21 protein-coding genes are annotated in these 24,765 nt (G+C 57.2%); 9 read left to right on the plus strand and 12 right to left on the minus strand.

Going from position 1 to position 24,765, the window contains the following annotated elements; translation table 11 throughout:
• Nucleotides 1–51 precede the first annotated feature (51 nt).
• A complete protein-coding gene (locus E1297_RS29035; protein ID WP_155144395.1) occupies nucleotides 52–1,098 on the plus strand; it encodes a M42 family metallopeptidase in 1,047 nt (348 codons plus the stop codon).
• Nucleotides 1,099–1,118: 20 nt separating this feature from the next.
• Here E1297_RS29035 and E1297_RS29040 read toward each other — a convergent pair whose 3' ends face one another.
• Nucleotides 1,119–2,003: a LysR family transcriptional regulator gene (locus E1297_RS29040; RefSeq protein WP_196223433.1), complete on the minus strand. Its 885-nt coding sequence runs from the start codon at nucleotides 2,001–2,003 to the stop codon at nucleotides 1,119–1,121.
• 91 nt (nucleotides 2,004–2,094) lie between these two features.
• On the opposite strand from E1297_RS29040, the gene E1297_RS29045 reads away from it, so the two are divergent.
• Together E1297_RS29045 and E1297_RS29050 are read left to right on the plus strand one after the other, a co-directional pair.
• Nucleotides 2,095–3,012 carry an AEC family transporter gene (locus E1297_RS29045; RefSeq protein ID WP_155144399.1) on the plus strand — a complete coding sequence of 306 codons (918 nt, stop codon included), beginning with the start codon at nucleotides 2,095–2,097 and terminating at the stop codon, nucleotides 3,010–3,012.
• A 302-nt stretch (nucleotides 3,013–3,314) separates the two neighbouring features.
• Entirely contained in the window at nucleotides 3,315–3,878 is a 564-nt protein-coding gene (locus E1297_RS29050) for a DUF1440 domain-containing protein (RefSeq protein ID WP_155144447.1), read from the plus strand.
• 428 nt (nucleotides 3,879–4,306) lie between these two features.
• Here E1297_RS29050 and E1297_RS29055 read toward each other — a convergent pair whose 3' ends face one another.
• From E1297_RS29055 to E1297_RS29070, 4 genes are all read right to left on the minus strand, one after another.
• Nucleotides 4,307–4,963 (minus strand): alpha/beta hydrolase, encoded by a 657-nt coding sequence (locus E1297_RS29055; RefSeq protein WP_155144401.1) that lies wholly within the window; start codon nucleotides 4,961–4,963, stop codon nucleotides 4,307–4,309.
• Between the two features lie 46 nt (nucleotides 4,964–5,009).
• On the minus strand, nucleotides 5,010–6,617 hold the full coding sequence (locus tag E1297_RS29060) for a B12-binding domain-containing radical SAM protein (RefSeq protein WP_155144402.1): 1,608 nt from the start codon (nucleotides 6,615–6,617) through the stop codon (nucleotides 5,010–5,012).
• A 145-nt stretch (nucleotides 6,618–6,762) separates the two neighbouring features.
• Nucleotides 6,763–6,963, minus strand: coding sequence for a cold-shock protein (locus E1297_RS29065; RefSeq protein WP_155144403.1), 201 nt, complete (start codon nucleotides 6,961–6,963; stop codon nucleotides 6,763–6,765).
• Between the two features lie 266 nt (nucleotides 6,964–7,229).
• Nucleotides 7,230–7,688, minus strand: a complete 459-nt coding sequence (locus E1297_RS29070) for a YtoQ family protein (protein WP_155144404.1) — start codon at nucleotides 7,686–7,688, stop codon at nucleotides 7,230–7,232.
• Between the two features lie 197 nt (nucleotides 7,689–7,885).
• Between E1297_RS29070 and E1297_RS29075 the strand changes: the two genes are divergently transcribed.
• Entirely contained in the window at nucleotides 7,886–8,521 is a 636-nt protein-coding gene (locus E1297_RS29075) for a peroxiredoxin (protein WP_155144405.1), read from the plus strand.
• 47 nt (nucleotides 8,522–8,568) lie between these two features.
• Here E1297_RS29075 and E1297_RS29080 read toward each other — a convergent pair whose 3' ends face one another.
• The 6 genes from E1297_RS29080 to E1297_RS29105 all read right to left on the minus strand — a co-directional run bounded on the left by E1297_RS29080 (nucleotide 8,569) and on the right by E1297_RS29105 (nucleotide 15,708).
• On the minus strand, nucleotides 8,569–10,365 hold the full coding sequence (locus E1297_RS29080; RefSeq protein ID WP_244327929.1) for an adenylate/guanylate cyclase domain-containing protein: 1,797 nt from the start codon (nucleotides 10,363–10,365) through the stop codon (nucleotides 8,569–8,571).
• A 161-nt stretch (nucleotides 10,366–10,526) separates the two neighbouring features.
• Nucleotides 10,527–12,212 carry a methyl-accepting chemotaxis protein gene (locus E1297_RS29085; protein WP_155144407.1) on the minus strand — a complete coding sequence of 562 codons (1,686 nt, stop codon included), beginning with the start codon at nucleotides 12,210–12,212 and terminating at the stop codon, nucleotides 10,527–10,529.
• Between the two features lie 16 nt (nucleotides 12,213–12,228).
• Nucleotides 12,229–12,837 (minus strand): hypothetical protein, encoded by a 609-nt coding sequence (locus tag E1297_RS29090; protein WP_155144408.1) that lies wholly within the window; start codon nucleotides 12,835–12,837, stop codon nucleotides 12,229–12,231.
• A gap of 142 nt (nucleotides 12,838–12,979) precedes the next feature.
• The gene (locus E1297_RS29095) at nucleotides 12,980–13,840 is read right to left on the minus strand and encodes an SDR family oxidoreductase (RefSeq protein WP_155144409.1); all 861 of its coding nucleotides are present in this window, start codon (nucleotides 13,838–13,840) and stop codon (nucleotides 12,980–12,982) included.
• 5 nt (nucleotides 13,841–13,845) lie between these two features.
• Nucleotides 13,846–14,685, minus strand: a complete 840-nt coding sequence (locus E1297_RS29100) for an RNA methyltransferase (RefSeq protein WP_155144411.1) — start codon at nucleotides 14,683–14,685, stop codon at nucleotides 13,846–13,848.
• A 57-nt stretch (nucleotides 14,686–14,742) separates the two neighbouring features.
• Entirely contained in the window at nucleotides 14,743–15,708 is a 966-nt protein-coding gene (locus tag E1297_RS29105) for a class I SAM-dependent methyltransferase (protein ID WP_209016055.1), read from the minus strand.
• A gap of 255 nt (nucleotides 15,709–15,963) precedes the next feature.
• Here E1297_RS29105 and E1297_RS29110 point away from each other — a divergent pair, with 255 nt between their 5' ends.
• From E1297_RS29110 to E1297_RS29130, 5 genes are all read left to right on the plus strand, one after another.
• Nucleotides 15,964–16,929 carry a GAF domain-containing protein gene (locus tag E1297_RS29110; RefSeq protein ID WP_209016059.1) on the plus strand — a complete coding sequence of 322 codons (966 nt, stop codon included), beginning with the start codon at nucleotides 15,964–15,966 and terminating at the stop codon, nucleotides 16,927–16,929.
• A 162-nt stretch (nucleotides 16,930–17,091) separates the two neighbouring features.
• Nucleotides 17,092–17,790, plus strand: coding sequence for a carbon monoxide dehydrogenase subunit G (locus E1297_RS29115; RefSeq protein ID WP_155144413.1), 699 nt, complete (start codon nucleotides 17,092–17,094; stop codon nucleotides 17,788–17,790).
• A gap of 87 nt (nucleotides 17,791–17,877) precedes the next feature.
• Complete coding sequence (locus tag E1297_RS29120; protein ID WP_155144415.1) at nucleotides 17,878–18,366, plus strand: (2Fe-2S)-binding protein; 489 nt, start codon at nucleotides 17,878–17,880, stop codon at nucleotides 18,364–18,366.
• Between the two features lie 145 nt (nucleotides 18,367–18,511).
• Nucleotides 18,512–20,872 (plus strand): xanthine dehydrogenase family protein molybdopterin-binding subunit, encoded by a 2,361-nt coding sequence (locus E1297_RS29125; RefSeq protein WP_155144417.1) that lies wholly within the window; start codon nucleotides 18,512–18,514, stop codon nucleotides 20,870–20,872.
• 104 nt (nucleotides 20,873–20,976) lie between these two features.
• Nucleotides 20,977–21,777 (plus strand): xanthine dehydrogenase family protein subunit M, encoded by an 801-nt coding sequence (locus E1297_RS29130; RefSeq protein WP_155144419.1) that lies wholly within the window; start codon nucleotides 20,977–20,979, stop codon nucleotides 21,775–21,777.
• 99 nt (nucleotides 21,778–21,876) lie between these two features.
• On the opposite strand, the gene E1297_RS29135 is transcribed toward E1297_RS29130, so the two are convergent.
• Nucleotides 21,877–24,249, minus strand: a complete 2,373-nt coding sequence (locus tag E1297_RS29135) for a methyl-accepting chemotaxis protein (protein ID WP_196223434.1) — start codon at nucleotides 24,247–24,249, stop codon at nucleotides 21,877–21,879.
• Nucleotides 24,250–24,765 lie beyond the last annotated feature (516 nt).

Below are 24,765 nucleotides of genomic sequence, written 5' to 3' on the forward strand. Positions count from 1 at the left end.
AGGTGTTTCGGAAAAGGCCCTGAATAGAAAAAAACAAGTTTTGGAGACCTCATGAACATCGACCTGCTACGCCGCCTATGCGAAACGCCGGGAGTGCCTGGACATGAACATCGTGTTCGCGACCTCATCCGGACCGAAATCGAAGGCCTCTTTGATGAGATAACCATCGATGCGATGGGGTCACTTCTGTGCAAACGCACGCCACGTAAAACGCCAGCCAACAATAAGAAGTCGAAGAAGGTCATGTTGCTATGCCACATGGACGAGATCGGTTTCCTCGTTTCGCACATTACCGACAAGGGTTTTGTGCATGTGCATCCGGTTGGCGGGTTTGATCCGCGCAACCTTTTCTCACGGCGTGTGCTTGTCTCTACCGACGAGGGTGATTTCAAGGGCGTGATGAACCCGGGCGGCAAGCCGATCCACATTTCGTCCGCCGAAGAGCGCAAGAAAGTCCCGGAGCCGAACGAGTTTGTGATCGATCTCGGTCTTGGCGAGAAAACGGCGGAGCTGATCAAGATCGGCGATATGGTGACAATGGACGAGCCGCTCATCGAAATGGGTGACAAGATTGTCTCAAAGGCACTCGACAATCGGATTGCCTGCTGGCTGGGCATTGAGGCAATCCGCGCGCTTGGCGATGCGGAGCATGCTTGCGAAATCCACGTCGCCTTCACCTGTCAGGAAGAAGTCGGCTTGCGTGGTGCGCGGACAGCCGCCTTTGCAATCAAGCCGGATATCGGCCTTGGGATCGACACCACCCTTGCATGCGATACGCCCGGTGTTCCCGAACAGGATCGCACGACCGTGCAGGGGAACGGTTTTGGATTGCATGTCAAGGATTCCAGCTTCATTGCCGACCGGGATCTGGTCAAGGAAGTCGAGGCGATTGCACAGGAAGAAGAGATTCCTTTCCAGCGGACCATGCTGCGGGCAGGCGGTCAGGACGGAGCCGCTGCCCAGCAGGCGGCTGCCGGTGCCAAAGCAGTCGGAATCGTTGTCGGAACCCGGTATATCCATACAGTGACGGAGATGATCCATAGGGATGACTTGCAGGCAGCCTGCGATATCATCGCGGCTTATCTGAAACGGGCGTGATCGGCGCAAACTCGGGGGCGTCAGCCGGTCTGGCGCTCCGCAAATTGCCAGAACAGATCGGCCGCTTGGGATTTTGCGGCACCCGGTAGACGCACCAGCGCCAGGTCGCGTGGTGCTGGAGGTGCTAAGGGGATTGCGTGTACCCTGCCAACGTCTCTCGGCAGGGCATACCGGGCCATAATGCTCGTTCCAAGCCCTGCTTCAACCATGGCCAAAATGGAAACGGTCTGCCTGATCCGGTGCGACGGTGGGGGCAATCCCTCACCATTTGCCGAGAACCAATCGCGGATCAGGGGTTCACTCCCGGCTTTTGAGAGAATGAAAGGACGACCTTCAAAATCGCTTGGGTCCAGGCTTGCCTTTCCAGCCAATGGATCGTCTTGTGGCACAAGACCGACGAGTTCGTCTTGCCCAAGAAGCAAGAGATCAAACCGGTCTGGCGGATTTGCCAGAACGGCAACATCAATGATCCGGTCATTGAGCGCTTCGGCCAGTTCCTGATCGTCATACTCCCGTATGGAAACGGTGACCTCCGGATAGCTTCGGATGAAAGACCTCAAGAGATCCGGCAAGAGGCGTGTCGAAGCGCTTGCGCCGAATGACCCGATGGTCACGCTGCCGGTTCGCCCATGTCTGAGACGTGCCAGTTGGTGTGCAAGGTCGGTTAGGTCTCCCTCAATCCGGTCCGAGAAACTCGCCACAAGTTCCCCTTCCGCTGTCAGTGTGATCGGTCGGCTGTCGCGCCGGACGAAAGTCAGGCCAAAACGCTGTTCGAGTGTTCCGATTGCACGGCTGACAGCCGGTTGTGAAATGCCCAGAAATGCTGCGGTCCGGGTCATGGATCCGGTCTCGCGCAAGGTTTTCAGGGCGCGCAGGGCTGTGATCGGAAACTCGGGGAATGCCATACTATAACTCTGGATTATTTTTTTATGCATTTCATTACCAGTATTCAGGTGAGGCACACAGGATGCAACTGGTCTTGTTTGGTTTCACTTTATGTCTGTCGATCCCGCATTGGTTCCGCTCTTCAAGCTCTTGCCCGACCTCGCCTTGATCGGGCTGGGGGCGCTGCTCGCAAAACGCATCGATCCGGCGGGGTGGCGGGCACTGGACAAGTTGAATTTCTCGGTTTTGTTTCCGGCCCTCTTGTTTGTGGCGGCCTCATCAAAGCCGATCGCCTTGAACGACATTTTTGCGATCGGGTTTGCTGCCTGGGGCATACTTGGTCTGGGTTTTGCTGGGGGGTATGTCCTGAGGCGCTACGGGCCGCAGAACTGGGTTGATTTTGCGGGCGCCTGGCAGACGGCATGGCGTTTCAACACGGCTTTGGCCTTTGTGGCCGTTCAGGCTTTCCCGGATTCGGTTGCAGGGTTCCTTGCAGTAGCCATAGGGATGGCGGTGCCAATGGCAAACGCCCTGGCTGTCGGGGCGCTGACCGGCAAGAATGGTTCGCCACGCAAACAGGTCCTTGAAATCGCTGTTAATCCGTTTCTGGTCGCGAGCCTGGGCGGGGTCGTCGTCGGCGTGACCGGGATACCTGTGCCCGAAGTTCCGTCTCTTGTGGCAGGGCGTCTGGCCGACGCTGCCTTGCCCCTGACGCTGATTTCGATCGGGGCGGCGCTCGACTGGTCAATCGTCTTCCGGCTGACCCGTTTCAATGCAGGTCTTCATGCGGTCAAACTGTTTGTATTGCCCGGCGCTGTTCTTGCGGTTTGCCTGGCAACCGGAGTGCCGGGTCCGATATGTGCAGCGCTAACATTGTTTTCGGCGCTGCCTACCGCCTCCGCCGCGCATGTATTGGCGGCTCGTTATGGTGCCGACAGGACGCTTGTCGCGGGTATCGTCACGCAGTCTTCAGTGATCGGCTGCATAAGTCTGCCGCTTTGGTGTTACGTGCTTCTGCACTTGGCGTGATTTCGCGATCAGAACGCCGGAGTTTCATGCAAACCCTACGGAAAATTAATGGGGTGGAAAGGTGTTTGTCTGGACATTGCCGTGATGGAAAGCTACTGCGCCTCCTCCAAAACGGAGTCCGGTCAAGGGATCTGGTGACAAAGCGTGTGCGCGTTACTTGACGATGCCGGTCCAATCCGGCCGTTGGTGAGGTGTCTTTTCTGTTACGGAAATCACCCCCCTTCCACAGGACGGATCCCGGAAGCTCGATCAAACTCCGCCTCTAAGGCGATTCGGTTCAGGATACTGGAAAGTTGAACAATATGGGAATTAAATTTCTAGCGCAGAAATCTAACCGTCAGGTGATCATATGGACGACGCTGGTAGGCGGGTTCTTCAGTTCGCTCGTCAAATGGGGATCAGAGGTCAACATGCCACCCCGGGCACCGGGCGAAATATCGCCTCCGGGAGCAAACATAGATGATTGGTTCGGCTGGCTGGGATTTAATTCACATTCATTGGATTATGTTTATCAGGGCAATTCCGTCTTGGGCGCGGTGTCGCTATATCACTGGCTGTTCAGTTTTGCCTTTGCATTCGTCTATGTTGTCATTTCCGCTGTCTGGCCGAAAATTCGGTTGTGGTACGGCGTTCTTTACGCCCTTATCATAACGGTGGCGATGCATGGATTTATCATTCCGCTGCTTGGTTATCGCAATCCTGTTTATGCCGATGGTGCGACCGGCTGGCTTTGGAACCTGAACGGCTTTGAATTTTGGAGCGAAATCATCGGCCATATTTATTGGGCAGCATCGATTGAACTGTGTTTGATTGCAGTTCTCGCAACGCTGGCGCAGCCAATCAGAGGTGACTGGGTTCACGCGTGATGTGTGAACGATATGGCCACCCACATGGTGGTCAGCTCTGAAACATACCCTTACATGTAAAGACTGATCACGATTGGTATGGAGCAAGTCTGAGCCGACCCGGAGTGCCATGACAAATAGACTGCAGATCCGATGGTGCGTTGCGGCAGTATATTTTCATCACGGTAAATCTGGGTTGGCGGATAATATTGTATAAAAAATACTAACGCATACAGTTTGAACATTATTTGAACATTATTTGAACATTATTTGAATATTATAATATTTTATTTTAAATAAGCCACTATGGGTATTACTTTTGTGGGGGCAAAATTTAATAAAGTGGCGCTGTTTGATGGGTTCGACTGCAGTTTGGTTTCAATTGAGGCCGTATTTCGGATAAAGGACTTTCGGATAGGTCATTCGGACAGAGTTTCTTTAGTCCCGATTTAACCGCCGAACCTGTCTTGGAGAAAGCGGGCGCCGATCGTCAGGCCGCGTTGATCAATGCTGTGACCGAGACCTTCGAGCAAATAGGTTTTTACGTCCACGCCCAGAGCCTGCAACTGGACATTGGCCGCTTCCAAATAGTTTGAGGAGACAACATCGTCCTCCGCCCCGTGGATCATTGCAACCGGTGGTACCGCAATGGCCGTGACCGTCTTCGGTCCCGCAAAAGCGCCGGAATAGGCAAGAATGCCGGCAGGTGGATCAGACCGGGTCAATCCGGTGAAGAGCGCCATCATGGCCCCCTGGCTGAAACCGGCAATGACAAGATCTGCCGCCTCAAGGCCGAGTTCACTCAATTGTTCCGAAATGAAGTCCTGAAGCACCGGGCCGGCGGTTTCAACGCCGAGACGGTATTCGCGGATGTCACGTTCGGCCAGGGCAAACCATTGCCGCCCGCCAAACCCGTCAAAGGGCAGCGGTTCGGGCGCATCGGGGGCGACGAAGGCAGCGTCCGGAAGACTGCTGCTCCAAATTCGTCCAAGATCGATCAAGTCGGCCCCATTTGCACCGTAGCCGTGCAGCAAAACAACAAGCTGTCTGGCACGGTCCCCGGACCGGGGCGGGAGCGACGGTCCGTTCAGTTGATGTTGCGGCATGAGAGGTCCGGGTCAGCAAGAAACAAGCGAAAGGGGCTATTTTCCACTACTCGGCAGCCACAAGTCCGGGATTGTTCCATTTTCCGCTTTCGACTTCGTCGATCTGTGTGTCGATCTGCTTGAGCACAAAGCGCGAGAACGGGCCGAGATGCACATAAAGCGCAAGCATCATCATCACGGGCTTGATTGCGCGAAAATTTGTGAAAGCGGTATAGGCGAGCGTCTTCCAGAACGGCGCGCGATACTCGGAATTGGTGAAGGTCATTGCAAGGACCAACCGCCCGAACATCCGGATATCGTGCAGGAAACCGGCACTGAGGATCGCGCCGTTTGCGCCTTTCATGTTCATCATGCGAGCGACTTTGCGGACACGGCCGAAATAGGCTTCCGGCGTATAGACCCGGTCGACAACCGTCTGGAAGTCACGCAGGATCTGGCCGCGGGGGCGCAAGGTCTCGAAGTTGAGGCCGGCCGTACACTGATCACCATGTTCCGTGTCGGGGTCATCGGTGGCAAAATCCGCATGTAAGCGGCCCTCCTTTGCCAGCCGGCGGGTCAACTGGGTGTTGGGCAGTGCGTAAAGCAGTCCGGTCATGGCAACCGGAATGGCTGCTTCTTCAATCAGGGCACTGATTTCATCGGCAACCTGATCGCTTTCCTCGTCGAAGCCTACAATAAACCCGGCGACGACAAAGATACCGGCCTCATAGATCTTGTGAACGCTCTTGGCGATGTCGCGACGCGTATTCTGTTTTTTGCGGGCGGCAACCAGCACATCTGGGTCCGGACTCTCGATCCCGACAAACACGGAGAAGAAACCCGCCTGCTGCATCATGGCCAGCAAAGCCTCGTCGTCTGCGAGGTTCAGAGAGGCTTCGGTCGACATCTCGAACGGATAGTTGCGATCCTTTTGCCAGGCAATCAGTTCGGGCAGGAAACCTTTCACGGCTCGTTTGTTGCCAATCAGGTTGTCATCGACGAAATCGACGTGACCGCGATAACCAAGATCGTGCAGCCTTTGCAACTCGGCCAGCATCTGGTCATTCGTTTTGGTCCGTGGAACCCGGCCGTAGAGTTCAATGATATCGCAGAACTCACAGGTGAACGGGCACCCCCGCGAATACTGGACATTGACTTGCACATAATCCTTGAAATTCAGGAGATCGAATCGCGGAATGGGCGACTTTGTGACGTCTGCCTTGAATTTTTCAGCAGTGAACGTTCCGGATCTTTGGCCCATCGTCCAGGCTGCAACGAACTTGTCGAGAATACCTTCTGCTTCACCGAGAACCCTGAAGTCTGCGGCCTCATAAATTTCCGGGCTTGAAGTCACATCAGGTCCGCCGACGGCGACCGGGGTGTTCTGCTTTTTAGCCAGCCGGATGATTTCCTGAGCGTCGGCCTGTTGCGGAAGCATGCCGCCCGTCATGATCAGATCGGCCCAGGCCCAGTCCTCCGGGGTCAGCTCGCCCGTGTTGCGGTCAATCAGCCGGACCTCCCAATTATCAGGCAGCATGGCCGCGACGGTGATCAGGCCAAGGGGCGGGGCGGGATACTTGGCTCCGACCAGTTCGCAGGTCTTGCCATAGTTCCAGAAGGATCCGGAATTGAAGCGCGGATAGATCATCAGGACATTACAGGCTTTCCGGTCCATTCATTCCCTCCGATTGCCGGGAGCATGGACCGGCCGCCGTATCGGTCGTGGTCCATCCCGCATTGCAACCTGCAACAGAACACAGGATCGGGCAAAATAAAAGGGCGGAAAATCCGCCCTTGCGCCAGCCTTTTCGGTTCTGACTTCAGAGAACCTTGAGGTCCTCGGCAACGGCCTGACCGCGGCGCCATGTCAGATCGTAGGCAACCAGCTGGCCTTCCCTGAGGGTTTCAAGACCGGATTCGCGTAGAGTTTTAACATCTACAGGGACATCATCTCCCTCGACCGGTTCGATCAGGCCAAGACCCCGGCCGATGTCGAACCATTTTACATTTCCATGATGCATGGACAGTGACTTTCCAAATTTTGTTCTAAACGCCGGGCGGTACCAATATTGGCTGTTCCCAACGTCTTCATGACAGTTTTGTTTGAAAACACGGACGCTTTTAAGAGCTTCCGTTTCGAATATAAGGGTTTGTACGCATATCGGCGTTTCAAACCTTGAGGTGGCCAACCAAAAAGCGCGATGCTTTTCTATCGCTTCGATTGGCGCACCACCACTATGTATGATTTGTTTTCGAAAATGCAAGTGACCCGGGCTTGGGCAAAAGTCTAACGTTGCAATACGCCTTGCGTCGTGTATTGCAGGACGCGGACAACCTGATCCGGAGTTTCGGCAACGGCCTGTGCGGCGGCGTCGACTTCCTTGAGCGGGTGGGTCAGTGCGGGATCGTGCAGGATAATCAGGGATTTGCCGAGAGCGGCTGCATAGCCGGCATCGAATGCGGCGTTCCATTGCTTGTACTGATCCCCAAACCGGACAACGACAATGTCGGATTGTTCGATCAGAGTGCGTGTCCGGATTGCGTTGACCTTCGCGCCCTTGTGGTCGTACCAGAACTTGTTGTCTTCTCCGCCGAGGATAGCCGCTCCGCAATCGTCGCTGGCGCTGTGGTCAGTCACCGGGCTGAAGAAGGTAATCGGCAGATCCCGGGCCTCGGCACCGTTCACGATCTGCTCGCGCCAGTCGGTATGAATTTCGCCTGACAGGTATACGGTCCATTCTGACATTTGATCGGTCTCTCTTGTTTGAGTGCAGGGCCATGGGCAAATAAGACGTGCCGGGCAAGCGGCTCTGCCGCAGCCCCATCAGTACCGTCACTTGGGTCCACCACCCTTGCGAAAGGTTTGGCTGGAATTCGTGCCGCACTGTGGTACGACAACCCGGTTCTACACGCATCTTTTTCCAACATTGCAAGGAGAGTGTCATGTCTGCATTGCTGATTGGTGATGAAGCGCCTGATTTTGAAGTGGAAACGACCGAAGGCCCGATCCGGTTCCACGAGGTCATTGATGGTTCCTGGGCGGTGCTGTTTTCGCATCCTAAGGATTTCACGCCCGTTTGCACGACAGAACTGGGCACGACCGCCAAGCTGAAAGATGAGTTCGACAAGCGCGGGGTCAAGGTGTTCGGCGTTTCCGTCGATCCGCTCGACGATCACCGGGCCTGGGTGGGCGATATTGAAGAGACACAAGGCGTTGCGCTGAATTTCCCGCTGATCGCAGATCCGAAACGGGAAGTCGCGACCGCCTATGGCATGATCCATCCAAATGCCAATGACACGCTGACCGTTCGCTCCCTGTTCGTGATCGGGCCGGACAAGAAGGTCAAGCTCAAGATCGAATATCCGGCATCGACCGGCCGCAATTTCGATGAAGTCCTGCGTGTAATCGATTCGCTCCAGTTGACAGCCAACCATCAGGTAGCCACTCCGGCAAACTGGAAATCCGGCGAGGATGTGATCATTGTGCCGGCCGTCAGCGACGAAGATGCGAAAGCGAAATTCCCGCAAGGCTGGAAAACGCTCAAGCCGTATCTGCGGGTCGTCGCCCAGCCCAAGTGAATCCGCCATTGGCTGGACAACAAAGGCCCGCCTTCCGGCGGGTCTGGTCATTTTGAATGCATATGCCAGACACCGTCCCAATTGTCCGGTGCTCCGTCGCGCAGGATCAGTTCAATGCGGTTGAGAAAGACCGGTGCCACAGAATCACCGGGTAGGACGTCGAGAATGCTGCGGAAATGGTCTTGCGCCTGTTTCCAGCGTTGATCGGCGTAAGCTGTCAGGGCTTCTTCCGAAAGCTCGGCAATGGCGGTTCCGTTCGAGACCTCGCCGGTGATCGGCGTGTAGACAAGCGTCGGCTCGGTCTTGCCGACGACCTGAAGCAGGTCAATCAGGCGAAAATCCACGCCCGATGTCATGTTGCGGGTCCGCTCGCAAACCAGAATGGAGGTGCCGTAGATCTTGTTGGCACCCTCCAGACGTGATCCGAGGTTCACGGTGTCACCCATCACGGTGTAGTTCTTGGTGGCACTGGATCCGATGGAGCCGACCACCGCGTCGCCGGTCGCAATCCCTATGCGCTGCCGGAGTGCGGGCAGGTTCTTCTGAAGTCCGGTCAGTTCCGGCAATTCCTCCTGAAAAGCTGGCATGCGGGATACATTGTCGACGGCGGCCTGCACGGCAAGAGTTGCCTGATCCCCTTCACTGCAGAAAGGCGGGGCCCAAAAAGCCATGATGGAGTCGCCGATATACTTGTCGATCACACCCTGCCGCTCGGTGATCGGAAGCGACATGAGATCCAGATAGCGGTTCAGCATGCGTACGAGGCTAGCCGGTGTGAATTGTTCCGAAATTGACGTGAAGTTGGCGAGATCTGAAAAAAAGGCCGAGACAACCTTCTTTTCCCCGGCAACAGCCTCCGGACCCTCACCGATGAGACCCGATACCACACGGGGGTCGACATACTGACCGAACGTATCCTTGATCTTCTGTGTCGATTGCAACCCCTTCACCATTGAATTGAAGCGCTCCGTCAGTTCGCCGATTTCATCCCGTGTGAGCGGGGTGAGCTTGACTGAAAGATCACCCTCGGCAACTTTCCTGGTGCCCTGGGCCAATTCACGCATGGGGCGCAGAATTCCGGATATGACCGCATAGGACAACAAAAGCGCAAGGATACCGGCGGCAACGGTGGCAATCGCGGTGGCGTAGAGTGCCTGTTGTTCGTGATCGGCAGCTTTCCGGATTGCGCCTGACGTGTAAGAGGCCACATGGCTGCGCACGTCTTCGATCGCACCGGTCAGCTGGGTTTCTTGCGCCTCCAGCTGTTCCTCCAGGCTTTCGCGCATCTCTGGGGACATGTTTGCCGCCTCAATGAGGTTGCGTGCATGGGAGTGAAAGTTCTTGTGCTGGAGTTCGAGGGATATCAGGCTGGGGAGCAGGGCAGCCAGTTCGAGGCGCTCTTCAGTGGACGTGCTGGAGGCTTGGGCTCCGCGCACCCGGTCTTCTGAGTCGATGAACAGCTGGCTAACCTCTTTGGACCGGGCTTCGAAAACCTCAAGTTCCTTTTTCAGCCGTTCTTCCAGATGCTCGAGCCGGTCCGACAGGCCGGGCTTGTTGGAAATTGATGCGGTTACCTCGTCAGCAGTCTTTCCTTCCGCCAACCCCTCAAGGCGGTCCCCGCGCAATTCCGCCTCGAGCTTTTCAATGCGTTCGAGATGGAGCTCTTCGCGCAGCGCGATGATTTCGATCCGCGTGACGTCTTCCGTCAACGGTGCAAACACACCGGAAATTGCCTGCAGCTCGCTGTTGATTTTGGAAATTTTATAGATCGAGTAGACGGCTGAAGCTGCCATGACAAGAAATACAAGCAGTGAAACGCCGAAAATCTTCCATGAAATACGCATCACTCATCAAATCCGAACACGCCCGATTACACGGCGAGATCAAGACACTGTTGTGCGAAATAGACAATAGGTCTATTTTGCTTTTTCCTTAAACAGGGTATTTTTAATAGGTTTCTAATTAAATTTACCAGTGCAGGCAAAGGTGTGAATTTCTTTCTCTTTCAGGCCGCCCGAATGCTTTCCGCAAATGTCCGCATGGCGGATTGAAGGTGGGCGGAGCGCTCCTGAAGAGACTGGATTGCTTTCTGGATTTCAGTACTCAAGGTTCCGGTTTTGCTGGCGCTGGACTTGGCCTTCTGGAGTGTGCCTGCAAGGTTCGAGGCTCCTTCGGCAGCGTCAGTGATCTGATGGCCGATGTTCTGGCTGAAAAGGCTTTGTTCTTCGGTCGATCGCATCATGGCTTCGCTTTGTTCGGCAATAGAAGAAACGATTTGCGACACTGCGCCGGTGGCCGTGACCGCGTCGCGGGTGGCTGACTTGAGTGACTGGATCTGATGGTCGATCTGGTCGGTTGCCTTGCCGGTCTGCTCTGCCAGTGCCTTGACTTCCGAGGCAACTACAGCGAACCCCTTTCCCGCTTCGCCTGCCCGTGCGGCCTCGATCGTGGCGTTGAGCGCCAGCAAGTTGGTTTGCTCGGCAATATCCGTAATCAGGCGGGTGACATCGCCAATCTGGTCAACAACGTTCTGGAAGGTCTCGATGGCAGAGTTGGACTGCTCGACATCGCTGATTGCCTTGCGGGCGAGTTCGGTGAAGTTCCCTACACGGCCTGATATTTCGCCAATCGATTTCGTGAGCTCTTCTGTGGATTTGGCGACCATGGCGATGCTCTGGGTGGCCTCTTCCGAAGCCGCACCGACACTGACGGCCTGATTGCTTGTGCTATTGGCCAAGTCGGTGAGGCCGCCTGCGGATGTGTCGAGGTTTTTGAGCGCATCGGTAATATCATGCGTGAGTTTCAAGACTTCTGCCTCGAATTCGTCTGCCAGGGCTGTGCGTTCGCGTTGCCGGTTCTTGCGCTGCCCCTCTTGTTGACGGGCTGCCTCTTCTTCGAGCTTCTTGATCTGGACCAGGCTTTCGCGGAACGCGGACAGGGCAGACAGGATTTGCCCCACTTCGTCAGCGCGCTTGGTGTTCGGCAAATCGATATTCGTATCCCCCTGTGCAAGCTTGCGGACCTTTCCGGTGACCCGGGCGAGGGGGCGTACAATCTGGATGTGATTGAAGAATCCGAGCAGGACTGCAAGAAGGATGGTCGCAAGTGCGCTGTAAACCGCCGTCTGACCTGCTGTCGAGATGGCACTGCTCTGAGCCGACCAGAGATGTTGGGTGCGGTTGCCCAGTTCCTCATGAAATTCGGTATAGGACCGGGTGATCGCCTGCCAAAGACCGGAGGCTTCCGGGGTCAGTTCCATGGCTCGGGCCATATCGACCGTATCCGGATGGCGCATGAGAGCAATCTGCCGGCTGGCGAAGTTCTTGACCCAAGCCGTCCAGTTCCCCTTGAAGGTTGTGGCAAGTTGCTGCAGCTGGATCAGGTCCGCATCGGTTTGTGTGGTCAGCTGCCGGAAAGTTGTCTCGATCGCGGAACTGCGCGCGGTAAAGTCACTGGCGAACGACAGGTCGCCGGTCAGCAGAAAATTCTTGAGCGCCTGGTTTTGTGTCTGAATGGCGTTATCAAGCTCATGAACAGTCGATATCAGCTTGTCAAAATGAAGCACTTCATCTGCTGCTGTTCTGACCTGAACGGTGTTTTGGTAAATGATGGCGCTGGTTACAGCAGCTATCAGGGCGAGAAACAAAAAGGCGGCAGTCCCCTTTACCGAAACCGATACGGATTGAAGCATGAATCTGGTTCCCCGACTATTCGTCTGAATTAGCAGTACGGCGCTGCAATTCAGTCAGGTTGATCTCCACGGTGGCCGCGCCGATAGCCGAACCCGCATCATCGGTCAGGGTCAGGTTCAACTGCGCACGCCAAATCTGGCGTTCTTCATCCCACTCGGCGTCATCGACAAACACTGCTTTGCTGCCGACATTGAAGGTCTTTTGGAATTTCGCCTCGTCGCCCTGCCAATAGTCGCTCGTGATTGCGCTCTGTCCTACATTCAGGCCATTGCGATCCATTACGAAGAGTTCCGTATAGAGGCCCAGTGTATCGGCCTGACGGCGAAGCAGATAGATCGACAGGGGAGAGGTCAGTGTTGCGGCGATCAGGGGCTTGTCATCTGCCTCCCGCTCCGCACGCCACTGTCTGTCAAGCGCCAGAATCTGGTTTTCGCTCAAGACACCGCGCCGGGTGTTTTGCGCCTGAACGGAAATTGCAACGACAGGAGCCTTGAGCCAGTCCCGGGTCTCGGCAACGAATGCGTCCGTAACCAGTTCTGAGACCGGGGGCGCAGGAGGTGCGGCATGTGCCGCACTTCCAAATACAAAAATGCCGATGATGATGCTATTAACTAAACCGTTCATGGCGAAGCCTCAATTTACAACTGAATACTATGAGGCTTCTATTAATAAATCCATACGGCTAATCGGACTTTTATTTCGGTTTTTATCTTTCTACTTATTTAAATTTTATTGAATTTAATAACGTTGTAAAAACAAACAATTTTTAGCTCTGTTTTTCGTGCAGTTGCTTCAAGGATTGTCTGTATTCGGGAAATTTGAACCGGTATCCGAGTTCCTCCTTAACGCGTTGATTGGAAACACGTTTGTTTTCACCATAGAAAGAGCGTGCCATCGGGGACAGCTCTGCCGTTTCAAACGGGATTTCTGCCGGAGGTTCGATCCCGAGCAGCTGGGCGGCATACGTCACCAGATCCTGCGGCGGGGCCGGCTCGTCATCGGTGACATTAAAGATCCGGCTTTTCGGGTAATCGATGGCGAGCGCCAGCACACCTGCAATATCCTCGGCGCGGATGCGGTTGAAGACCTGACCCGGCTTGATCAGGCGGCGCGCCGTTCCTTTCCGGTAATTTTCGAACGTATTGCGGCCCGGGCCGTAGATGCCGGACAGGCGGAAAATCTGCAGGACACTCCCATGCGCTGCGCCGAACTCCTGCCAGGCCTGTTCGGCGGCAACACGCTGTATCGAGCGTTTGGACACGGGCTTGCAGGGTGTTTCTTCATCAACCCATGCGCCATCATGATTGCCATAGACCCCAACCGTCGACAGATACCCGATCCATTGGGGCCGGGCAGTGGCGATATCATTGCCATGCTGGTTCAGAACCGGGTCGCCGGTGTCGTTTGGTGCGATCGAGATCAGTACGTGGGTTGCAGAGGAGAGCGCTTCTGCGATGCCTGTCCCTGGCGTCTCGCCATCGAACAGGAATGGCTCGACACCCATGCTGCGTAATTTGTCCGCTTTTTCTCGAGACCGCGTCGTTCCGCCGATCCAGTCGAACCGGTTCCTGGCCTCCTCGATAAACGCCTTTGATGAAAAACCGGCACCAAAAACAAACAAGCGCATGGGGGTCACAGCTCCAGATGGTTCCGTCTGATTTCATAAAGCGAGATGCCGGTGGCAACGGCGAGATTGAGACTGTCGGCCTGTCCTGCTTGCGGAATACGAATCAGGGTCTTGCAGGCTCCGGCCATGTCGTCTTCCAGTCCCTGCTGCTCGTTGCCCATGACCAAAAGGGCCGGTTCGCCATAGTCTACCGTCCGGTAATCGACAGATCCTTTCAGATGCGTGCCCACCACGGATCCGGGCCAGTTTCCGGCAAGCTCCAGAAACCGCGCCTTGGACATCTTGGCAATGGGAACATGGAACAGGGATCCCATGGTGGCCCGCACGGCCTCGACCGCAAAAGGATCGGTGCAATCGCCGACCAGAATGACGCCGGAGCCGCCGACCGCATCGACGGTACGCATGATGGTTCCGAGGTTCCCCGGATCGCGGACCCGGTCGAGGGCAACCCAGACGGTTGATTTTGACGGGTCGATCTGGTCCGGTTCAACGGTCTGTTGGTCGTAGACGCCAACCACCATTTGCGGGTTGTCCTTGCGGGTCATGGCGGCAAGAACGGCGGTGTTCACTTCAAGGATCAAGGCTCCGCGGGCCTTTGCCTTGGCTGCAGCCGTCTGGGCCAGCGGGTGCTCCCGCGCCTCCGGTCCAAGCGCCAGATAGCGCACGCCCCAGCCCGCATCGAGGGCATCGGTCGCAAGCTTCAGGCCTTCGGCGACAAACAACCCGGATTGGATCCGGTGCTTGCGTTGGGACACAAGCCCCTTGATTTCCTTCACGATCGGATTGGAGTGGGAGGTGATCTGCTTGACCGCACCGACACGCTGGGGTTTTCCGGACTGGGACATATGGGCTCCAGAGGGCCCGGTCGCCGGGCCAAAAAAATGTAAAATCATCAAGCCGGATTACCGGCTGCTCCACCGCGAAAACAGAGAGGTCGACAGGGCGCGGGCACCGTCTTCCTCGCGGATGACAAGTTCACCTGATTCCAGCAGGCCGCCCTGATTGTCCAGCGTCTCCGCCATCAATTCGTGGATCGCCATGAAACTTGACCGGATCGCATAAGCGGTCAGGATCATGAACAGCGCATCCTTGGCGAGCAACTGTTTCAGTTCGCCGAGCATGCCGGGGAGGCTCGTGTAAAGGTCCCAGACCTCGCCCTTGGGACCACGGCCATATTTCGGCGGGTCGAGAATGATGCCGTCATAGGTGTTGCCGCGCCGGACTTCCCGGGCGACGAACTTGGAGGCATCCTCGCAAATCCAGCGGATCGGAAGATCCTCCAGCCCGGACATGGCCTGATTCTCGCGGGCGTAGCCGATTGCTTTCTTGGAGGCGTCCACATGGGTGACCTGTGCGCCTTCGGTGGCGGGCAAAAGAGATGCAAGGCCGGTGTAGCCGAAAAGGTTCAGGACTTTCAGCGGCCGGTCTGGCTGGGCTTTGCGGGCCGCGCGGATCTTGCCGTTCACCCAGTCCCAATGGGCCGCCTGTTCGGGGAAGACACCCACATGGCGGAAGGACATGAACCGGCCATTGTAGCGCACCGGGCCATAGGACATCGGCCAGGTTTCGGGCACGTTTCCGGCGAATTTCCAGCGCCCCGGGCCTTCTTCTTCCGTATCGCCGGAAAACGCGGCATCGGCGCGCTCCCACTGCGCGGGTTTCTTGCGGCGCTTGCCCATGGCCTGCGGTTCGGGGCGGACGATGTTGAACCGTCCATAGCGTTCGAGTTTCTCACCCTCGCCCATGTCCAGCAACTTGTAGTCTTTCCAGCCTTTGGTTTCCAAAAGGACCGGATAGGCCTGAGTGGGTGGCGTGCCGAAATCGGAAAAAGGGGGCTGAGGTGTCGTGTCTGACAAGTCGGTACTCATGAAAATGGACTGTGGCGCGCCTTGAGGCGGCGAGGGAGGATTTCTGACGGTGCGCCTGACATAATCCCAAGGCACACAAACCGCAAACCCTTATCGCCTCGATGGCCGGTCTCGAAGCTGCCGGGAGCCTTGCAGGCAGGTGCTTTCGGGCCATCAGGTGGGGACCGCCAAAATCCTTTGACAATTCCCTAACGTTTTGCTCGTCTTGTGGCAAAGTGCAGGGTGTGGGCCCTGACACTGAGGGAGAAACTGCTGATGCTATCAGCCCAGATCGCAGGGACGCATGCGGACCTGGTCGAGGAAACCGTGCGGGAAAGTGCTGCTGCAGCCCTTTCCGGTGTCGCAGCCTCGTGGCGGCGGTCCATGTTGTATCACGGGCTTGATCCGAGCCAGAAGCGTCCTCCCGTCAGAGTAACAGACAGGGAATTCAATCAGGCCCTCGAAGCGGCTGGAGACTTGCTTATCGTCGCCAGACCCACGCTGGACGGTTTGTTCCGGCTCGCTGGGCAGGCGGGCTGCAGTATCGTGCTGACCAATGAAAACGGCCTGATCCTCAAGTCCAGCAGCAAGGCAGGCGATGAAACCAGTTTTCGCGGCTGGGGTTTGACGGAAGGTGCTGTCTGGAGCGAAGCGGCTGAAGGAACGAACGGGATCGGCACCTGCCTTGTTGAAAAGGCTCCGGTTGTCATTCATCAAAAACAGCATTTTCGCAGCGCAAATATTGCCATGAGCTGCATGGCCGCTCCGATCTACGATCCAAAGGGGGACATTCGGGCGGTCCTTGATATTTCCAGTTGCCGCAGGGATCTCGATGCGTCGTTTGCGCAAGTCCTTGGTGCGATGGTGACTGAAAGCGCGCGGACGGTCGAAAGCGACCTTTTCAGGTCTGCCTTCGCAGGCGCGCGGGTGTTGATGGCGGGTGAACCGGGAAAATCCGGTGTGGCCCTGCTCGCAGTCGATGCGGATGATCTGATCATTGGGGCAACACGTCAGGCGCGCAAGCTTTATGGACTGAACGATGAAACCCTGGCGCAAACGCCGCCGCTGGTGGATGTCCTGCAGCTGGAAGAAAGATCGTCCAGTGGGGCTGCCGCCCGTTCCGACCTGAAGCGGGCGCTGTCCCGGCAGGGCGGGAATGTGTCGGCTGCGGCCCGGGATCTCGGCATCAGCCGGGCGACCATGTACCGCCGCATGAAGAAATTTGGCCTCGCCGGGACCTGACCGGCGGCCTTTCGGGATCTGCAGCGTCCAGTATTGCGCTGCGAGATGTGTCAGCATTGAAACAGCTCGACCGGCGCCAGTGGTTTGAATTGGTGGATCGGACCCTGTTCATTACGCACTGTTGGGCCCTGCGCGGGCGGATCTAGAGGGATTTACAAGAAAATGGACATGAACGGCGAATACCGGATCCCGGCTCCACGAGAAGACGTTTGGGCAGCGCTGAACGACCCGGAGATCCTGAAACAGTGCATTCCGGGGTGTGACAGCCTCGAAATGAGTTCCCCTACGGAAATGGCTGCGGCAGTGACGTCCAAGATCGGACCCGTCAAGGCAAAGTTCAAAGGCTCCGTAACCCTGGAAAACATTAACCCGCCCGAGAGTTACACCATTGTCGGCGAAGGCAAGGGCGGTGTCGCGGGTTTCGCCAAGGGCTCTGCCGATGTGCATCTGGCCGAAGACGGTGCGGAGACCATTTTGACTTACACAGCCAAGGCGCAGGTCGGCGGGAAGCTCGCGCAATTGGGGAGCCGCCTGATCGATTCGACCGCCCGCAAGATGGCAGATGATTTCTTCAGCAAGTTCACGGAACTCGTTGGCGGCGGCGCGGCTCCCGAGGAAGCCGAGGCTGCGGCAGACATGGACTCTGGCGTCGTCGAGGAGGCGAAAACGATCTCGATCGAGCACGCGGCGGAAGAGGCGATGCACTCGGTCTCGGAGGCTGAGCACGTTGTTGAGGAAAAGTTGCAGGACGTGGAGGAGAAGCTGGAAGTGGCCGCCGCGAAGGGGCGGTTTGGCGGGCCGATGGTCTGGGGTCTGATTGCCTTGGTGATTGTGATCATAATCCTGGCGATTACGGGCTGAGGGGCTGTCCGTCTGGCGCGCTTGACATAACTGAGAGGAGAAGGGCGCTGCGTAACGCGAATGCGCGCCCGATTGAGGGAGACCAGTATGACGAAAGTGGCCATGACGTTGAATGGCAAGAAGGTGCAGGCCGATGTCGAGGACCGCACCCTTCTTGTTCATTATATCCGGGAGGCGCAGGGGCTAACCGGGACACATGTCGGTTGTGACACCTCGCAATGCGGCGCGTGTGTCGTTCATGTGAATGGCAAGGCGGTCAAATCCTGCACACTGCTGGCGGCTCAAGTGGCGGACGCGGAGGTCGTGACTGTCGAAGGGCTGGCAAAAGGCGGAGAGTTGCATCCGGTGCAGGCCGCCTTCCGGGAGCATCATGGCCTGCAATGCGGGTTTTGTACGCCGGGCATGATCATGACCGCCGTCGACATGATCAACCGCTACGATGCCAACCTCGACGAGAAAACCATCCGGCACGAGCTTGAAGGCAATATCTGCCGCTGCACCGGCTATCAGAACATTGTGAAGGCGATCAAGGCTGCATCGGACCAGATGTCCGGCATGAAAATCGCGGCCGAATAGGCGCGACAGCAATTCGAACTCAAGCAACGCCGCTAGTTCAACCCGGGAGGAGCCGGCAGGAAGCCGGCCGGGTTTGTCTCGTGAAAGGCGCTCTTGAACATAATTCCGGGAGAAGGGCTGCATGCGCGGTCCTAGGGAGAGATCAATGGGAGTTGACGGGATTGGGGCACGTGCCCTGCGCAAGGAAGACAAGCGTTTTATCACCGGCAAGGGCCGCTATACCGACGATATCGTGTTGCCGCGTATGGGCTATGCCGCTTTTGTCCGATCACCGCATGCACATGCGAAGGTGATCAGCATTGACCCCAGTGCCGCGCTGGAGATGCCGGGGGTTGACGCAGTCCTGACCGGCGAGCAGCTGGTCGGGGACGGGATCGGGAACATCATCTGCGGCTGGATGGTTCATTCGAAAGACGGTTCGCCGATGAACATGGGCGCCTGGCGCGCGCTGGAACCGGAAATCGTGCGCCATGTCGGGCAGGCGGTGGCCGTGGTGATCGCCGATAGCCAGGGCGAAGCAAAAGATGCCGCAGAAGCGGTTGCCGTCGAGTACGAAGAGCTTCCCGCAGTGGTCGACCCGCTCGCAGCACTCGAAGGCAACGCGCCGCAGCTTCATCCGGAAGCGCCGAACAATCTGATCTTCGATTGGGACATCGGGGACGAGGCGGCGACAAACGCCGCGTTCGAACAGGCAGTTCATGTCACGAAGCTGGAGATCCATAACAACCGGCTGGTTCCTAATGCCATGGAACCGCGTGCGGCGGTGGCCGACTACAATGACGCCGAGGAGCACCACACGCTCTACACCACCTCGCAAAACCCGCATGTGGCGCGTCTGGTCCTCTCGGCCTTTTACAATATCGCGCCGGAACACAAGTTGCGGGTGATCGCGCCGGATGTCGGCGGCGGTTTCGGGTCCAAGATCTACATCTATCCGGAAGAAATGGTGTGTCTGTGGGCATCCAAACGCGTCGGGCGGCCGGTGAAGTGGGTTTGCGACCGGACGGAAGCGTTCCTGACCGATGCCCATGGCCGGGATCATCGCTCGGAAGCGGAACTGGCGCTGGACGCTGACAACAAGATCACCGGTTTCAGAATCAAGACCGTTGCCAATCTCGGTGCCTATATGTCCCTGTTTTCGTCGTCTGTGCCGACTTATCTCTACGCAACGCTCCTGTCGGGTCAGTACAACATCCCGGCAATTCATTGCAATGTGAAGACAGTCTACACCAACACGACGCCGGTTGATGCCTATCGTGGCGCCGGGCGGCCCGAGGCGACCTATCTGGTCGAACGGATCATGGAGACAGCTGCCCGCGCGGTCGGCCTGTCACCGGCCGAGTTCCGGCGCAAGAACTTCATCAGGACGTTCCCGCATCAGACCCCGGTGATCATGTGTTATGACGCAGGGGACTATGATGCGACCCTTGATGCGGCGATGCAGGCCATCGACTATGACGGGTTCGCGGCCCGAAAGGCCGAAGCGGCTTCCCGTGGCAAGCTGCGCGGCATCGGCATGTCCTGTTACATTGAAGCCTGCGGGATTGCGCCATCGGCTGCTGTCGGTTCGCTCGGAGCCGGGGTCGGGCTTTGGGAGTCTGCGGAGGTGAGGGTCAATCCGGTCGGGACGATTGAAGTGCTCACCGGTGCGCACAGCCACGGGCAGGGGCATGAAACCACCTTCGCCCAGCTGATCGCGGAGCGGTTCGGACTGGATACGGATTCGGTGGCCATCGTTCATGGCGATACCGACAAGGTTCAGTTCGGCATGGGGACCTACGGCTCGCGGTCCGGGGCGGTCGGCATGTCGGCCATCGTCAAGGCGCTCGACAAGGTGGAGGCCAAGGCCAGGAAAATCGCCGCGCATCTGATGGAAGCCGCTGAAGGCGACATTCAGATTGAGGGCGGGGAGTTGAAAGTTGCAGGCACCGACAAGAAGCTCAGCTTCACCGAAGTCGCGCTTGCCGCCTACACCGCCCACAACCTGCCGGAAGGTATGGAGCCGGGATTGAAGGAAGGAGCGTTCTACGATCCGACCAACTTCACCTTCCCGGCAGGCACCTATATCTGCGAGGTGGAGATTGATCCGGAAACCGGCAAGACAGAGATTGTTAACTTCGTAGCCGCCGACGACTTCGGCACGATCATCAATCCGATGATCGTTGAGGGCCAGGTCCATGGCGGGCTGACCCAAGGTATCGGTCAGGCCCTTCTGGAAAACGCCGCCTATGACGAAACCGGACAGCTGATCACCGCGTCCTATATGGATTACTGCATGCCACGGGCGGATGATGTCCCCTCCTATCAGCTTTCCACGCATGTGACCGAATGTCCGGGAAATCCGCTGGGCATGAAGGGATGTGGCGAAGCCGGGGCAATCGGTTCGCCGCCCGCAGTCATTAACGCCATCACTGATGCCATCGGCACCAATAACCTGACCATGCCGGCAACGCCCGAGCGTGTCTGGCAGCTTTGTCAGGGCAGCATGAAGATGGCAGCAGAATAGGGAGCAAGAGCGCGGTCATTCATACAAGGCCGCGCCGGTTCTGTTTGCAGGATGATCCCAAAGCGGCCGGACGCAATACCGCCGCCAAATCGAGGGAGAACACAATGTACGAAACGAACTATCACCGGGCCGGGTCTCTGGATGAAGCGGCCAGCCTGTTTGCCAAGGCCGACGATCCGAAATTTCTGGGCGGTGGCCAGACCTTGCTGGCGACCATGAAGCAGCGTCTGGCGGCACCAACCGATCTCATTGATCTGGCGCATATCCCGGAAATGCATGGAATTTGCGAAAACCCCGATACCATCGTGATCGGGGCGACCACCACCCACGCGGAAGTGGCGGCCTCCGGTATTGTTCAGGCCAGGCTTCCGGGTCTTGCCAAGCTTGCAAGCGGCATCGGCGATCCGGCTGTACGGCATGTGGGCACGATCGGCGGCTCGATTGCCAACAACGACCCGGCTGCCGATTATCCGGCCGGCCTCATGGCGCTGGGCGCGACAATCACCACGAACAAGCGGAGCCTGCCAGCCGATGCCTTCTTTACGGGCATGTTCGAAACCGCACTCGAAGATGACGAAGTCGTCCTTTCCGTGACATTCCCGGTGGCGGAAAAAAGCGCTTATGCAAAATACCCCAACCCCGCGTCACGCTATGCAATGGCAGGGGTGTTCGTGGCCAGACATGGCGACGGGTCTGTGCGCGTCGCCGTTACCGGAGCCGGGCAGGACGGTGTGTTTCGGTCTGCCGAAATGGAAGCCGCTCTTTCGGCAAACTGGTCGCCGGACGCTGTTGCGGAAATCAGCGTTGATGCCGAAAACCTTCTGGCAGACATACACGGATCAGCGGCCTACCGCGCCAATCTGGTGACCGTCATGGCAAAGCGTGCGGTCGTTGCTGCCGGTTGATTCGGATTTTGTGTCTTCAAGAACATGAAAGGGCGGCTGGTCGGCCGCCCTTTTTTGTTTCCCGGCCATGAGAGGCGCAAACATGGTTTGGCCGTGCCCTCAGGCGGCTGCGACCTCGCTCAGGAACCGGTCGACTTCGCCGCGCAGGCTGTCGGTCTTGGTATTCAATTCACCAGATGCGCTCACCACCATGTCCGCCGACCGCGACGTCTGGTCCACTGCACCGGAAAGGCCGGTGATATTGCTGGTGACAATCTCGTTGCCCTGTGCGGCGCGCTGGACGTTTTCCGAGATTTCCGAGGTAGCCGACCCTTGTTGGCCAACCGCAGCCGCAATCGCGCCGGTATAGGTGTTGACCTCTTCCATGGTTGCCGAAATTGCGGTGATGGCGGAAACCGCGTCGCTGGTCGCTGCCTGAATGGCGGTAATCTGGCTGGAGATCTCCTCCGTTGCCTTCGAGGTCTGCGTTGCGAGTTCCTTCACCTCTGCCGCCACGACCGCAAAGCCCCGGCCGGCCTCTCCGGCGCGTGCGGCCTCGATGGTGGCATTCAGGGCCAGAAGGTTGGTCTGCTCCGCGATTGCCTGGATCAGTGTCACGACCTCGCCGATCTTTGCAGCAGAAGCGGCGAGACCCTCGACCTTTTCATTGGTGACCCGGGTGCCCTCGGTTGCCTTTTGAACCACATCGGTTGTGCGGGTAACCTGTGAGCTGATTTCACCAATTGACGTGGCCAGTTCCTCGGCAGCCGATGCAACCGTCTGGACATTCTGGGTTGCTTCCCCGGAAGCGCCGAGCGTTTCATTGGCGCGCGCAGAGCTGCTTCTGGCGATCTCGGTCAAGGACTGCGCTGTTGTGTCAAGGCCTTCCGCGGTGGTGCCGATAGACGCCAGAAGGCCCTGCATGGTTGCACGAAACCCGGAAATCAGGGCCTCGATCCTTTCTTGCCGTGCCTTGCGGATCTCGTTTTCCTTGGCCTGTTCTGCGCGCAGGCGCGCACGTTCGATCGAGTTGTCCTTGAATACCTGCACGGTCCGGCACATGTCGCCGATTTCATCCCGGCGCTCTGTACCTGAAATGGTGACGTTTCGGTCGCCTTCGGCAAGGCGGGCCATGATGCCGGTCACCATCTTTATCGGGCGGGTGATGGCGAGGTTGATCACATACCCCATGGCGATACCGGCAAGAATGGCGATCATCAAGGTCGCGCCGATTGTCACCAGAGATGTCTGGCTGGCTTTCCGGGCAAGCTCGGATTGGGCTGCCGCGATTGCGGAAATCTCGCTGCCGACTGCGCCGGACAAGTCGTTGAGCTGTTGCTGAAGCGTGGAAAGCGTTGCCTTGGAGACCACGATCTGCTCGAAAGCCTCCTCGAACTCGGTGGTTGCCAGATACATGGTCTCGATGCTGCTTGCAGCCGCAGGCAGGGTCTTGGCGTATCCCATCAATTTCGAGGAAATATCGTGCAAGTCGCTGACCCCGGCGCGCACGCTTTCCGGATCGGTCTCTCCGAGGCCACTGATGAACTCCACCGTACCGGACCGGGTCACGGTGGTGGCACGGGCCAGACCGACCGCTTCCCCGCTGATGCTCGCCAGATTGGTCAACAGCGTTTGGGTTTTGGACGCCGCGTCCAGTTCCATGTCCAGCGTTTCATAGGTCGCCAGACGGGCGTTGAGCGACTCCGTTTTCAGGATCGCCACCAGATCGGCAACGATCTTCTTCTTGCCCGCCCGGTTGAAAAGATTGGTTTCGGCCAAAAGGTCTGGAAGAGCAACTTTCAGCGCCCGGGCATCCCCGGCGAGCTTTTTCGTGGCTTCGGCACTGAGCGTTGGGAGGTCTGCACCTTCGAGCTCTTCCGCGGAGGCAATCATCGTGTCGAGACCCGCATTGATCGCCGCCATGACCTCGTCGGTCAGGTCCTTGCTCTTGTATTCGCCACCTGGACCGAACCGCGGGTCCAGGGCCAGCGCTTCAGCCTGAACGCGGGCAGCCGCTTGACCTGCCCGGCGGGCTTTGTCCTGGGTTGCCTTGGCAATCTGCGCGTCAATAGCCGCCGTTTTTTGTTCCTCGGCAACGCTGTTGCTGATGATGCGGGTCAGTTCGCTCAACTGGTCGCTGGCCTTCATGACCGTGGCGAGATGGGCGTTTTGTGCAGAGGTTTCTTCTGTTACCCGGGCGAAGGCCTGTTCGAATTCCGCGACCTTCCGGATTGCCTGTTCAACCTTCTCTGCTTCCCCCGAACCGTCTGGAACTGAAGACCGTATCGGCGCCAGCGAAGCATGCAATGCCAGAATATCGTATTGGGCGACCTCGGCGTTTTGCGGAGTGGGATCGTTCAGATAGGTTTCCCGGGCTTCGGACACCTTTTGAAGGGCTGCCATGGCTGCGGTTGCCTGGTCCGAAATGGACGTCCGCTCGGATAGCCCGAGAATTGCGAAGGTTGCCACGCCACCGACAACCACGGTCAGCATCAAAATGGCTGCGAAACCGCCCCAGACCTTAAAAATGAATCTAAGATTATTAGTAAAACTTGACATTGCACTCATGGAAACCGGCCCCCGAATTCAGCCTAGCCACATTTGACGGGGAACCTGCATTTCAGGTGTAAATCGAATGTAAATAAGTAGCTGGCTAATCAGTATAATCCACTGTAACCCGATAATAATTCAGAGAAATAAAATTATATTTCCTCGTGAAAAATACGTATCTCGGGGTATGAGATGCCCAAAAAATGCACCAAATTGAATTTTAAAGATGCGAAGGCAAAATTTCCTTGAGTGTGTCTGGTTTATTTCTATTTATAGTTGCATATACTTGATTGTCATAGGCGCAGTCGCCGAATCCCAGCCGCGTGGCTGCAAAAAAAGCAGGCCATGGCCCGCTATTTTCACAAGTTTCGGGAATCGAGCCCCCAGATGGGTAGAGTGTCACGCTTGTCCGAGACTGACGGTGGGCTTAGCCGCGAAGTGCAACAAGGCAACGGCCAG

Source organism: Roseibium sp. RKSG952, assembly GCF_009711355.1.

Bases quoted from the DNA above. Each gene is read 5' to 3' on its own strand.
- E1297_RS29135 (WP_196223434.1), bottom strand. From the start codon at position 24,249: ATGCTGACCGTGGTTGTCGGTGGCGTGGCAACCTTCGCAATTCTCGGG.
- E1297_RS29035 (WP_155144395.1), top strand. From the start codon at position 52: ATGAACATCGACCTGCTACGCCGCCTATGCGAAACGCCGGGAGTGCCT.
- E1297_RS29130 (WP_155144419.1), top strand. From the start codon at position 20,977: ATGTACGAAACGAACTATCACCGGGCCGGGTCTCTGGATGAAGCGGCC.
- E1297_RS29115 (WP_155144413.1), top strand. From the start codon at position 17,092: ATGGACATGAACGGCGAATACCGGATCCCGGCTCCACGAGAAGACGTT.
- E1297_RS29045 (WP_155144399.1), top strand. From the start codon at position 2,095: ATGTCTGTCGATCCCGCATTGGTTCCGCTCTTCAAGCTCTTGCCCGAC.
- E1297_RS29070 (WP_155144404.1), bottom strand. From the start codon at position 7,688: ATGTCAGAATGGACCGTATACCTGTCAGGCGAAATTCATACCGACTGG.
- E1297_RS29040 (WP_196223433.1), bottom strand. From the start codon at position 2,003: ATGGCATTCCCCGAGTTTCCGATCACAGCCCTGCGCGCCCTGAAAACC.
- E1297_RS29100 (WP_155144411.1), bottom strand. From the start codon at position 14,685: ATGTCCCAGTCCGGAAAACCCCAGCGTGTCGGTGCGGTCAAGCAGATC.
- E1297_RS29050 (WP_155144447.1), top strand. From the start codon at position 3,315: ATGGGAATTAAATTTCTAGCGCAGAAATCTAACCGTCAGGTGATCATA.
- E1297_RS29055 (WP_155144401.1), bottom strand. From the start codon at position 4,963: ATGCCGCAACATCAACTGAACGGACCGTCGCTCCCGCCCCGGTCCGGG.
- E1297_RS29090 (WP_155144408.1), bottom strand. From the start codon at position 12,837: ATGAACGGTTTAGTTAATAGCATCATCATCGGCATTTTTGTATTTGGA.
- E1297_RS29105 (WP_209016055.1), bottom strand. From the start codon at position 15,708: ATGAGTACCGACTTGTCAGACACGACACCTCAGCCCCCTTTTTCCGAT.
- E1297_RS29075 (WP_155144405.1), top strand. From the start codon at position 7,886: ATGTCTGCATTGCTGATTGGTGATGAAGCGCCTGATTTTGAAGTGGAA.
- E1297_RS29110 (WP_209016059.1), top strand. From the start codon at position 15,964: ATGCTATCAGCCCAGATCGCAGGGACGCATGCGGACCTGGTCGAGGAA.
- E1297_RS29080 (WP_244327929.1), bottom strand. From the start codon at position 10,365: ATGCGTATTTCATGGAAGATTTTCGGCGTTTCACTGCTTGTATTTCTT.
- E1297_RS29125 (WP_155144417.1), top strand. From the start codon at position 18,512: ATGGGAGTTGACGGGATTGGGGCACGTGCCCTGCGCAAGGAAGACAAG.
- E1297_RS29120 (WP_155144415.1), top strand. From the start codon at position 17,878: ATGACGAAAGTGGCCATGACGTTGAATGGCAAGAAGGTGCAGGCCGAT.
- E1297_RS29095 (WP_155144409.1), bottom strand. From the start codon at position 13,840: ATGCGCTTGTTTGTTTTTGGTGCCGGTTTTTCATCAAAGGCGTTTATC.
- E1297_RS29085 (WP_155144407.1), bottom strand. From the start codon at position 12,212: ATGCTTCAATCCGTATCGGTTTCGGTAAAGGGGACTGCCGCCTTTTTG.
- E1297_RS29065 (WP_155144403.1), bottom strand. From the start codon at position 6,963: ATGCATCATGGAAATGTAAAATGGTTCGACATCGGCCGGGGTCTTGGC.
- E1297_RS29060 (WP_155144402.1), bottom strand. From the start codon at position 6,617: ATGGACCGGAAAGCCTGTAATGTCCTGATGATCTATCCGCGCTTCAAT.